This window comes from Brevundimonas sp. GW456-12-10-14-LB3 (genome assembly GCF_059424365.1).
This window is the reverse complement of the sequence record NZ_JBWKZJ010000021.1, coordinates 38,567-49,444: the sequence shown is the minus strand read 5'-3', so window position 1 is coordinate 49,444 and position 10,878 is coordinate 38,567. Positions and strand designations below refer to the sequence as shown.

The following is a 10,878-nucleotide window of genomic DNA, read 5'->3' as shown; positions in this document are numbered from 1 at the left end:
GACCGACACCGCCCCCTCCGCTCCTCCGCCGCCGGCCGCCGCCCCTGCCGCGCCCGAACCCCGCAAGCGCGTCCTCTGGGCCGTGGTGGCGGCCGCGGTGGCCGTCTTCGCCGTCGGACTGGTTCTCTACGCCTGGCGGCTGCCGCCCTTCACCGGCCATATCCAGCGCACGGACAACGCCTATGTGCGCGGCCAGGTGACGATCATCAGCCCCCAGGTCAGCGGCTATGTGACCGCCGTCCCGGTTCAGGACTTCCAGACCGTCCAGCAGGGCCAGCTCCTGGCCCAGGTCGACGACCGCACCTATCGCCAGCGCCTCGAACAGGCCGAGGCGGCGCTCCACTCGGCCGAGGCGGCCCTGTCCAACTCGACCCAAACCCAGGCGTCCGCGCGGGGCACGGTGGCGCAACAGCGCGCGGCCATCGCCGCCGCCCAGGCGACCCTGACCCGCGCCCAGGCCGACGCCGACCGCGCCCGCACGCTGAAGGCCGGCGGCTGGGTGTCGCAATCCAATGTGGACATCGCCGTCGCCGCCCTGCGCAGCGCCCAGGCCCAGCTGGCCCAGGCCCAGGCCGCCGAGGGCGTGGCCCAGACCGGCGTAACCTCCGCCGTGGTCAACCGCGACAGCCTGGCCGCCGCCGTCGAAAACGCCCGCGCCGCCGTCCGCCTGGCCCAGATCGACCTGGCCAACACCCGCATCGTGGCCCCCCGCTCCGGGCGGCTGGGCGAGATCGGCGTGCGCCAGGGCCAGTATGTCACCGCCGGCTCCCAGCTGATGGGCCTGGTCCCCGACGTCGTCTGGGTCACGGCCAATATGAAGGAGACCCAGATGCGCGACATCCGCGTCGGTCAGCCGGTCACGGTCACGGTCGACGCCCTGGGCGGCCAGGAACTGACCGGCCGCGTCGAACGCATCGCCCCCGCCGCCGGCAGCGAGTTCAGCGTCATCCGCCCCGACAACGCCACCGGCAACTTCACCAAGGTCGCTCAGCGGATCCCCATCCGCATCCGGCTGGATTCCGGTCAACCGGCCCTGGAGCGCCTGTCGCCCGGCATGTCGGTGGTGGCCAGGGTGGATACGGGGGCTACGTAATAAGCTGCAATCCACCTGACTGCATTTTGCCCACACTACCCCTAGCGCGGCCAAACAGAATCTCTATGGTTGCAATCATAGGTACCCAGGGGGAGATTATGTCGAAGTTGCCTGCACCACAAAAGGGGTCCGTCGCGAGAGGTCCGGTACGCAAAGCCCGAGGCGGCGCGGAAAACGACCTAAAGGGCGCTAAGGATGAGGCCGATAAGCGCGATTCCGAAGAAGCGCTTTCAGTACCCGCCTATTACGTCAATACGGTGCATGTAATGGGCGGAACGAACATAGTAAGGGTGGCTTTTGGAGAGTCAGCGCCTGGAGCAACTCGCTATTGCACAGCTGTCGCCTTAAGCCCTGGCAATGCACGAACACTTGCCGACACCCTGAAGCGAGTGGCAGATTTTTCTGAGCAGAGCGACAGCGATGAAGACTAGTCGCAAACGCGCGCACGAGAGATGGGGAATTACAGACAATGAGATCGGCGATCAGTACTCAAATCTCTCCGCTGGGGCTGCTGTTTCGAGGCCGTACCTGTCAGAATGGATCGCCTCCGGCCCGCTCGACTTACGCCCTTGGGATCAACTTCCAGAGCAGCTAGTATCGCGTCATGATCCTAGGCGCGCCGAAAAATTGACACCGGGCTACGGTAAGGACGGCTTAATGAGCGACGCAATCTCCCGTGAAGAAGCTGAACTCCGCGCTAAGCTGACAGAAGCCCAAACCGATAAAAAATTTTCTGACCTTTTGGGAGAATTCAAGGTCACGCAAGCCACGGTGCTGGGTGAGATTAAGAATCTGAACACTTTGGTCGGAGAAGCAAAGAAAGCGGCTGAAGATGCAGAACAGCAAGCACGGCTAACGCGCTGGAATACAATTTTTCTAGTTTTAGGCATGTTCGCCGCTATCGTCGCGCTCTTGGCTTTTGGTGGACAGATCTTTTCGATGGCAAAAGATCTTTTTGAGATGGGAGCTTCTTCCAACGTCAAGTAAATTGCCTAGGCATCGAGTCACGTGAGACCGTCTAGTCCCCATTTCTTGCTTGGCGTTCAAGCTCATGGCTTGGTTGGCTTGTTGAGGGGGCTAACGGAACCCACCCCCTGCCCCCCGCGCTCCCTCATCAGCAAGGGAGACCATCATGGATGACATTCAGACCGAGGGCCGCAAGAAGAACGGCGCTGAGCCGTTGGGCAAGCCGGACGCCCTGACGCCAGAGGCAGACGTGAAGAAGGTGGGCGACCAAGAGCGGCGCAGCGCCGGGCCCGACGGGCCTGATGCGGCCGAAGTGGGCGACACCTTCAAGCGACAGCCCTGATCGTCCCGGCCTGATCACTCCGGTTTGATTTCTCTCATGACCGGCCGGACGACAGGCGCGCGGCCAGCAGATGCACGTCGTGCGCCCGCATCCGTTCGAAATTGCCCAGACCCAGGGCCAAGGCGCGCATCACCTCGGTCTGGCGGGTGTGTTCGGGATGCTGCGGCAAGGACGCCTCGGCCGGCGCCAGCTCCGCATCCAGCTCGGCCATCATATCGGCCAGAATTCCGTCATTCATCTGATCCTCCGTCACGCCGCCGACCGCCGCAGTCGGTTTAAGCACGAGGAGAACAAATTAGGAACACGACACGCCGACGTCCTTGTGGACGATTGTGACTCTCGACGCACGAACGCCGGCGGCCCGAAGGACCGCCGGCGGCCTGCCTTCACTCCCCCCAAGGGACGGAGGATTTTCTCTCGTCAGCTCTCGGCCTGCCAGCCGCCGGCGAGGGCGCGGAACAGGGCGATCTGGTAGGTGGTGACCAGGGCGTCGGACTGGGCCAGGGCGGCGTCGGCGGCGGCCTGGGTGCGTTCGGCGTCCAGCACCACCAGGAAGCTGTCGGCGCCGGCGTTGAAACGCTGACGCGACAGGGTGGCGGCGCGGGCGGCCTGGTCCCGCGCCTCGGTCAGGGCGGCGCGGCGGTCCAGTTCGTTGGCGTAGTTGCTGAGCGCCGTCTCGGTCTCCTGCAGGGCCGTCAGAACCGTCTGGTCGAAGGTCGCCAGGGCGGCGTCCGAGCGGGCGCCGGCGGCCTGGATCTGGGCGCGGGCGGCGAAGACGTTGGGGAAGGACCAGCTGATCAGCGGACCGAAGCTGAAGCGATAGTTCTGGTCGTCGCCCAGTTCGCTCGACTCCAGCGCCGTCGAGCCGAAGGAGCCGCCCAGGCTGATCTGCGGATAGAGGTTGGCGGTCGCCACGTTCACGCGGGCGGCGGCGGCGGCCAGATTGGCCTCGGCCTGACGCACGTCGGGACGACGCGCCAGCAGAGCCGCGCCGTCGCCGACCGGTATCGGCCGGCTGAGCTGCGGCGGCCGGACGCAGGCGGCGGCGGCCTGATCGGCCTCGGCCGGGGTGCGGCCGGTCAGGGTGGCCAGTCGGAACAGGGCCTCGTTGCGCGACGCCCGCAGGGTCGGCAGGGTCGCCGCCGTCTGGGCCAGGGCCGCGCGGGCGCTGGCCACGTCCAGGCCGGTGCCCGCCCCGCCGTCGAGCAGGGTCTGGGTCAGGTTGGCGGTATTGCGCTGCAGCTCCAGCGTCCGTTCCGCCACCGCGATCTGGGCGTTGGCCGAGCAGACGTCGGCATAGGCGCGGGCCGTCTCGGCCGCGACCGAGACCTGGACCGTGGCAAGAGCCGCCTCGGCCGCGCGGGCGTCGGCGCGGGCGGCGCGGATGGTGGATTCCACCCGTCCGAACAGATCGACCTCGTAGCTGGCCGCCAGACCGACGTCATAGGTGTCGATCTCGGGGGCGTCCTCGCCGGCGGGCAGGCCGGTGACGGTGGCGGCCGAGGCGCGGCTGCGCTGGGCCTGAGCGCTGGTCGTTGTGCTGGGGAAGCGGCCGACGCGGGCTTCGGACAGGGACGCTCGAACCGCGCGCAGATTGGCGAAGGCCGCCTCCAGCTCGTTGTTCTCGGCGAAGGCCTGACGGATCAGGCCGTCCAGGGTCGGATCGTCGTACAGCCGCCACCAGTCGTCGCGGGCCGGGGCCGCGGCGGTCACGGCCGGATTGGCCGCGCCGACGAAGCCGCCGGTCCCCGAGGTCGGCAGAGCCGCCTCGGGCGCCTTGGGCCCGACCGCGCAGGCGGCGAGCAGGGCGCCGGCGGCTGCGGCGGTCAGGAAGCTGAGGGTCTTGGTGCGGGTCATCAGATGTCCCCTCCCCGACCCGTGGCCGGAGCCGGCGCATTAGGATCGGTCAGGCTGGAAGTTTGATCGTAACGGACGGTCTCGGCGCCGGTGGGCGTCGGCGTCTTGCCCTGCGGCAGTTTGGACGACAGCCAGCGGGTGACGACATAGAAGACCGGGGTGAAGATCAGGCCGAAGAAGGTCACCCCCAGCATGCCGGAGAAGACCGCCGTGCCGAGCGACTGGCGCATTTCGGCGCCGGGCCCGCTCGCCAGCATCAGCGGCACGACGCCGAGGATGAAGGCGAAGGAGGTCATCAGGATCGGGCGCAGACGGGTCCGGGCCGCGGCCACGGCCGCGTCGAACCGGTTCATGCCCTGCTCTTCTTCAGCCTGTTTGGCGAACTCCACGATCAGGATGGCGTTCTTGGCCGCCAGCGCGATCAGAACCACCAGGCCGATCTGGACCAGGATGTTGTTGTCCAGCCCCCGCAGGTTCACACCGATGATGGCGGCCAGCAGACACATGGGCACGATCAGGATGACCGCCAGCGGAAGCGTGAAGGCTTCATACTGGGCCGCCAGCACCAGGAAGACGAAGACCACGGCCATCAGGAAGATCATGGTCGCGCCCGAACCGGCCGCCTTCTGCTGGTAGGCCAGCTCGGTCCACTCGTAGGTGAAGCCTTGCGGCAGGGTGCTGGTCGCCATCTGCTCCATGACCTGCAGGGCCTGGCCGGAGGAGACCCCCATGGCCGGGTTGCCCTGCAGCTCGGACGCCGGGAACAGGTTGTAGCGGACCACGCGCGACGGGCCGGAGTCATTGACCAGATTGGCCACCGACCCGATCGGCACCATGGCCCCACTGGAGGAGCGGGTCTTCAGGTTGGCGATGTCGGCGATGTCGTCGCGGTACTGGGGCTCGGCCTGGGCGGTCACCCGATAGGTGCGGCCCAGAAGGTTGAAGTCGTTGACGTAGGACGAGCCCAGATAGACGCCGAGGGTATCGAAGACGGCGCTGGGCTGGACGCCCATCATCAGGGCCTTGTCGCGATCGACGTCGGCCGAGATGCGGGGCGAGCCGGTGTTGTAGGTCGAGAAGACCTGGCTGACCTGATCCGGGGCCTGGGCGGCGGCGCCCATCATGGCGAAGGTCGCCCCCTCCAGCGCGCGATAGCCGGCGCCCGAGGTGTCCTGGATCATCATCTTGAAGCCGTTGCCGTTGCCCAGACCCTGGACCGCCGGCGGGGCGATGACGAAGATCTGCGCGTCCTCGATCTGACCCGTGGCCTGGGTGATGGCCCCGGCCAGGGCGGCGGCGGCCTCTTCCTTGGAGCGTTCTTCGAAGGGATCGAGGCGCACGAAGATGGTGGCGGCGTTCGATCCGAACGAGAAGCTGGCGCCGTCCAGGCCCGCGAAGGCCACGGTGCCGTTGACCCCGTCGGTGCCCTCGATGATCTGACGGGCGCGGGTCATCACCGCCTCCGTCCGGTCCAGGGAGGCGCCGGCCGGCAGCTGAATCACGCCGATCAGGAAGCCCTGATCCTGTTCGGGAATGAAGCCCGAGGGGGTGTCGACCAGACGCCAGGCGGTCAGGCCCAACAGACCGGCGTACAGGATCAGCACGATGCCGACCGTGCGCACCAGACGCGCCGTCAGACGACCATAGCGGTCCGACAGCCAGTCGAAGCCCTCGTTGAACTTCCGTCCGCCCCAGCCGACGTAATAGACGGCGGTCCCCAGGACGCCGGGCTTGCGCACCGGGCCGTGGTCCTTGTCGTGCGGCTTCAGCAACAGGGCGGCCATGGCCGGCGACAGGGTCAGGGAGACGAACAGGGAGATGACCGAGGCCGAGGCGATGACCACGGCGAACTGGCGGTAGAAGATGCCCGGAATGCCCGGCACGAACATGGTCGGCACGAACACCGACACCAGCACCAGGCCGATGGCGATCAGGGCGCCCGAGACCTCCTGCATCGATCGATAGGCGGCTTCCTTGGGCGACAGACCCTCGCTGATCGCCCGCTCCACATTCTCGACCACGACGATGGCGTCATCGACGACGATGCCGACCGCCAGAACCAGAGCGAACAGGGACAGGGAGTTGATCGAATAGCCGAGCGCCAGCTGCACTGCGAAGGTGCCGACCAGGGCGACCGGGATGGCCACGATCGGAATGATGGCCGCGCGCCAGGTCTGAAGGAAGACCATGACCACGATCACGACCAAGACCACGGCCTCGATCAGGGTGTGCTGAACCGACTCAACCGAGGCGGCGACAAATTCGGTGGGGTTGTAGGGCACCGAGACCTGCATCCCGGCCGGCAGTTCGGCCTTGACGGCCTCGACCTCGGCCAGGACCCGATCGGCGGTGCCGAGCGCATTAGCGCCCGGCTGCTGCACGATGGCCAGGCCGACGCCGCGCTGGCCGTCAAAGAAGCCGCGAATGCCGTAGTCCTGGGCCCCCAGTTCGATCCGCGCCACGTCGCGCAGATAGGTGACACGGCCCTCGCTGTCGGTCTTCAGAACGACGTTGGAGAACTGGTCGGGATCGGTCAGACGGCCTTGGACCTGGACCGGCAGTTGGAAGGCCGAGGCGCTGTTCGGGAAGGGCGGCTGGCCGATGGAGCCGGCGGCGGCCTGGACGTTCTGGGCCCGCAGGGCGGCGACGATGTCCGGCCCGGTCAGGCCGCGCTCGGCCGCCTTGGCCGGGTCGATCCAGACCCGCATCGAATAGTTGCCGCCGCCGAAGACCTGGACCGCGCCCACGCCTTCGATCCGCAGCAGGCGGTCCCGCAGGGTCGAGTTGGCGTAGTTGCCGACATAGTCGTTGTTCAGCGAGCCGTCGGGCGAGGTCAGCCCCAGGATCATCAGGAAGCCGCTCTCGGCCTTGTTGACGACCACGCCGGTTTGGCGGACCGCCTCGGGCAGACGCGGTTCGGCCAGGGCCACGCGGTTCTGGACGAGCACCTGGGCGGCGTCCAGATCGGTGCCCGGCTGGAAGGTGACGGTGATCGCCACCGCCCCGTCCGAGGTGGACGAGGAGGTGATGTAGAGCATGTCCTCGACGCCGTTCACCTCCTGCTCGATGGGGGCGGCGACGGTCTCGGCCAAGGTTTCGGCCGAGGCGCCGGGATAGGCGGCGTTGATGGTGATCGTCGGCGGCGCGATCTCCGGATACTGCGACAGGGGCAGCAGCGGATAGGCGAAGACGCCGACAATGGTGATCACCACCGCGATCACGGCCGCGAAGATCGGCCGGTCGATGAAGAAGCGGGATATGTTCATGGCTTAGTCGCCGGTCGAAAGGCTGGTGGCGAACGAGGCGGTGGAGGCCGGGGCCGCCTGGGTGACCGGGGCGTCCGGCGCCTGTTGGGCGACGGGTTGGATCTTGCCGGTCTTGGGCGTGACCTTGGAGCCCGGCTGGGCGGCGCGTTGCAGGCCGGCGATGATGACGCGGTCGGTCGGGGCCAGACCCGACTTGATCACGCGCAAACCTTGGACGATCGGACCCAGTTCGACGGGCTTGGTCGTGACCGACCCGTCGGCGTTGACGACCGAGACGACGCGGCGCGCCTGATCGGTGCCGACGGCGGTGTCGGGCACCAGCAGGGCGTCATAGGAGCCGGCGCCGGCGACCTGGGCGCGGCCGAACAGGCCGGGCCGCAGGAAGCCGTCGGCGTTCGGCACAATGGCGCGCATGCGGATCACGCCGGACGAGGTGTCCAGGGCGTTGTCCGAAAAGTCCAGCCGGCCGGTGCGGGTGAAGCCGCTCTCGTCCTGCAGGCGGATGCGAACCGGGGAGCCCTGGCTGGCGCCGCCGTCTCGCATATATTTCAACAGCACCGCTTCCGAACCGTCGAAGACGAAGTGGATCGGACCGCCCGAGACGATGGTGGTCAGGACGTCGCCCGCCGAGGAGCCGCCGGCGACCAGATTGCCCGGATCGACGCGACGATCCGAGACCCGGCCCGAGGTCGGCGCCGTGACGCGGGTGTATTCCAGGTTCAGCTGGGCGGTGCGAACGGCGGCGTTGGCCGCCGCGAGATTGGCCTGGGCCGCATCGACCGCCGCCTTGTTGGCGTCATATTCGGCCCGGGAAACGGCCTGGGAGGCCAGCAGGGTCTCGCTGCGCGCCAGATTGGCGCGGGCCAGGGTCAGCTGCGACTGCATCTGAGCGACCTGGGCCTGGGCCTGGGCCAGGGCGGCCTGGGCGGGGCGCGGGTCCAGGGTGAAGAGCAGCTGGCCCTTCTGGACCATCTGGCCGTCGCGGAAATGGACCGCCTGGATATAGCCGCCGACGCGGGCGCGGACATCCACGCTCTCGATCGCTTCGAAGCGTCCCGTGAACTCGTCCCAGTCCACCACCTTCTGCTGCAGAGGCGTGGCCACCGTCACCGGCGGGGCGCCGCCGGGCGCCTGGCCCTCGGCCTTGGGGGAACATCCATAAAGCGCGCCCGTCACCATGACGGACACGGCCGCAATCTTCAGCCCGCGCATCTGCGCAATCTCCCTGTCGGAGGTAAATCCCTGTCGTGCGGATGAGGACCGGTGGGGAGCCGGCCTTGTCAACGCATGGTGACTTAATGGGTGGCGTCGTGACGCTTGTCAACAGGCGTTGACAAAGCCATATGGAGGCTACGGTTATTCATTCTGGAGTGTCGCCCCCTTGTTATGTCCCGGCCCCCGCCCGAGGAACGCCGCCGCCACCCGCACGGCCATCCTCGAAGCAGCACGCGACCGTTTCGCGGCCGAGAGCTATGACGATGTGGGCATGCGCGACATCGCCCGCGACGTCGGCGTCGATGCGGCCCTGATCAGCCGCTATTTCGGCTCCAAGGACGATCTGTTCCTGGCGGCCCTGGACAGCTGCAGCGACGGCAGCACCCTGATGTCGGGCGACAAGTCCGAGTTCGGCCGGCGCGTCGCCCACGAGATCGTCTTCGAGCCCAAGAAGGCTGAAAAGCTGAAGGGCATGGCGATCATGCTGCGCTCCATCGGCTCGAACAAGGCCGCTGAAATGGTTCAGAACACCTGCACGGCCCGCTTCTTCGGCCCGCTTGAGGAATGGATCAGCGGACCAGACGCCCGGGTCCGCGCCCGCCTCTTGGCCGGTTTCATCATGGGGATGTCGGTCAGCCGCGAACTGGGCGGCGGCAGTTTCAACATCGACCAGGCCGACTGCGAAAAGATGCGCGACCGCCTGGCCCCGATCCTTCAGGGCCTGATCGACGGCTGACCGTCCGCGCGGAATTGAAAAGGGCGCGGAGATGGCTCTCCGCGCCCTTTGTCGTGTCTGAAGACCGGCCTCAGTGCGAGACGGTGGTCGTCACCTCGGTCTTGGCCTTGGTGCGGATGCAGGCCACGGCGAAGATCGTCAGGCCGACATAGCCCAGCATCGGCACGACGAAGGCCGGCTGAAGCGCGCCAGCGGCGTCGGCGATGCGCGCCGCCACCTGGGGCAGCAGGGCGCCGCCGATGATGCCGAAGACCAACAGGCCCGAGGTGGCCGAGGTGGGGGCGGTGGACCGCTCCAGGGTCAGGGTGAAGATGGTCGGGAACATGATCGAGTTGAACAGGCCGATCGACAGGGCCGCATAGGCCGCCGTCGGTCCGCCGATCCGGCTGACGACGAAGCAGAGGACCGCCGCCGTCACGGTGCAGACCGCCAGGACGATTCCCGGCCGGACCTGGGTCAGAACGAGCGAGCCGATGAAGCGGCCGACCATGGCGCCGCCCCAGTAGAGGGCGACCATCTTGCCCGCCGTCTCGATCGGCGCGTTCAGGGTCTCGGGGCTTTCGAGGAAGTTGGTCAGCATGCCGCCGATGGCCACTTCAGAACCGACGTAGAGGAAAATGGCCAGGGCGCCGAAGATCGCCCAAGGCGAGGTCAAGGCCTTCAGCGGCGAGACCGCCTGGGTGGCGGCCGGCGCCGCTGCATTGATCTTCTTGCGGGCGGTGAAGATGAAGAAGGCCACCACGGCGAAGAAGGCGCCCATGCCCAGGAAGGCCATGTCGATGCTGCGCAGCGACTGGGTGCGGGTGGCGGCCGTGACCACGGCGCCGGCGGCGAAGACGCCGCCCGTCAACAGGACGTGCGACCCCAGCCACGGACCGACCGTGGTGCCCAGGGAGTTGAAGGCCTGGGACAGATTCAGACGGCTGGAGGCGCCCTTGGGCGCGCCCAGTTCAGCCACCAGCGGATTGGCCGCGACCTGAAGCAGGGTGACGCCCGAGGCGATGACGAACAGGGCGATCAGCACGCCCGGATACCAGTCGGCGGCCGTGGCGGCCGGCACGATCAGACAGCCCGCCACCATGACGACCAGGGCGCCGATGATCGAACGGCTGTAGCCCAGCCGGCCCAGCACCGCCGCCGCCGGCAGGGACATCAGCCCATAGGCGATGAACCAGGCGAAGGTCGTCAGAAAGGCCTCGGCGTTGTTCAGATCGAACACCCGCTTCACCGCCGCGATCAGCGGATCGATCAGCGAGGTGGCGAAGCCCCAGGCGAAGAAGAGCGTGGTGACATAGGCGAAGGCCAGGCCTGTGCCCTGACGTCTTGCGGCCTCTGGTGCGGACATGAATATTCCCCCTTACGGATGATACGAAGACGCCGCGCTGTGCCCGCGCGGTTCTGG

Annotated in this window: 9 protein-coding genes; 4 read left to right on the top strand and 5 right to left on the bottom strand. The window is 67.5% G+C overall.

The genetic code is table 11. From position 1 onward, the window contains the following. From AC07XS_RS10100 to AC07XS_RS10090, 3 genes are all read left to right on the top strand, one after another. On the top strand, positions 1 to 1,093 hold a 1,093-nt coding region (locus AC07XS_RS10100), incomplete at its 5' end, for an HlyD family secretion protein (RefSeq protein ID WP_321208066.1). A 657-nt stretch (positions 1,094 to 1,750) separates the two neighbouring features. Then, on the top strand, positions 1,751 to 2,080 hold the full coding sequence (locus AC07XS_RS10095) for a hypothetical protein (protein ID WP_182714331.1): 330 nt from the start codon (positions 1,751 to 1,753) through the stop codon (positions 2,078 to 2,080). Between the two features lie 145 nt (positions 2,081 to 2,225). Then, a complete protein-coding gene (locus tag AC07XS_RS10090) occupies positions 2,226 to 2,402 on the top strand; it encodes a hypothetical protein (protein WP_182714330.1) in 177 nt (58 codons plus the stop codon). Between the two features lie 34 nt (positions 2,403 to 2,436). Here AC07XS_RS10090 and AC07XS_RS10085 read toward each other — a convergent pair whose 3' ends face one another. The 4 genes from AC07XS_RS10085 to AC07XS_RS10070 form a co-directional block, all read right to left on the bottom strand. Then, complete coding sequence (locus tag AC07XS_RS10085) at positions 2,437 to 2,640, bottom strand: hypothetical protein (RefSeq protein WP_182714329.1); 204 nt, start codon at positions 2,638 to 2,640, stop codon at positions 2,437 to 2,439. A 182-nt stretch (positions 2,641 to 2,822) separates the two neighbouring features. Beyond that, the gene (locus AC07XS_RS10080) at positions 2,823 to 4,259 is read right to left on the bottom strand and encodes an efflux transporter outer membrane subunit (RefSeq protein ID WP_152949657.1); all 1,437 of its coding nucleotides are present in this window, start codon (positions 4,257 to 4,259) and stop codon (positions 2,823 to 2,825) included. Continuing rightward, the gene (locus AC07XS_RS10075; protein WP_054764936.1) at positions 4,259 to 7,525 is read right to left on the bottom strand and encodes an efflux RND transporter permease subunit; all 3,267 of its coding nucleotides are present in this window, start codon (positions 7,523 to 7,525) and stop codon (positions 4,259 to 4,261) included. The genes AC07XS_RS10080 and AC07XS_RS10075 overlap by 1 nt, the downstream gene beginning before the upstream one ends. A gap of 3 nt (positions 7,526 to 7,528) precedes the next feature. Further along, positions 7,529 to 8,737, bottom strand: coding sequence for an efflux RND transporter periplasmic adaptor subunit (locus AC07XS_RS10070; protein ID WP_054764935.1), 1,209 nt, complete (start codon positions 8,735 to 8,737; stop codon positions 7,529 to 7,531). Between the two features lie 118 nt (positions 8,738 to 8,855). Here AC07XS_RS10070 and AC07XS_RS10065 point away from each other — a divergent pair, with 118 nt between their 5' ends. Further along, the gene (locus AC07XS_RS10065) at positions 8,856 to 9,476 is read left to right on the top strand and encodes a TetR/AcrR family transcriptional regulator (protein WP_335337464.1); all 621 of its coding nucleotides are present in this window, start codon (positions 8,856 to 8,858) and stop codon (positions 9,474 to 9,476) included. 70 nt (positions 9,477 to 9,546) lie between these two features. On the opposite strand, the gene AC07XS_RS10060 is transcribed toward AC07XS_RS10065, so the two are convergent. Further along, positions 9,547 to 10,821, bottom strand: a complete 1,275-nt coding sequence (locus AC07XS_RS10060) for a sugar MFS transporter (protein ID WP_152949655.1) — start codon at positions 10,819 to 10,821, stop codon at positions 9,547 to 9,549. Positions 10,822 to 10,878: the final 57 nt, after the last annotated feature.

Excerpts from the sequence above, each read along its gene's own strand:
- AC07XS_RS10095 (WP_182714331.1), top strand. The coding sequence starts at position 1,751 with ATGAGCGACGCAATCTCCCGTGAAGAAGCTGAACTCCGCGCTAAGCTG.
- AC07XS_RS10070 (WP_054764935.1), bottom strand. The coding sequence starts at position 8,737 with ATGCGCGGGCTGAAGATTGCGGCCGTGTCCGTCATGGTGACGGGCGCG.
- AC07XS_RS10060 (WP_152949655.1), bottom strand. The coding sequence starts at position 10,821 with ATGTCCGCACCAGAGGCCGCAAGACGTCAGGGCACAGGCCTGGCCTTC.
- AC07XS_RS10090 (WP_182714330.1), top strand. The coding sequence starts at position 2,226 with ATGGATGACATTCAGACCGAGGGCCGCAAGAAGAACGGCGCTGAGCCG.
- AC07XS_RS10085 (WP_182714329.1), bottom strand. The coding sequence starts at position 2,640 with ATGAATGACGGAATTCTGGCCGATATGATGGCCGAGCTGGATGCGGAG.
- AC07XS_RS10080 (WP_152949657.1), bottom strand. The coding sequence starts at position 4,259 with ATGACCCGCACCAAGACCCTCAGCTTCCTGACCGCCGCAGCCGCCGGC.
- AC07XS_RS10075 (WP_054764936.1), bottom strand. The coding sequence starts at position 7,525 with ATGAACATATCCCGCTTCTTCATCGACCGGCCGATCTTCGCGGCCGTG.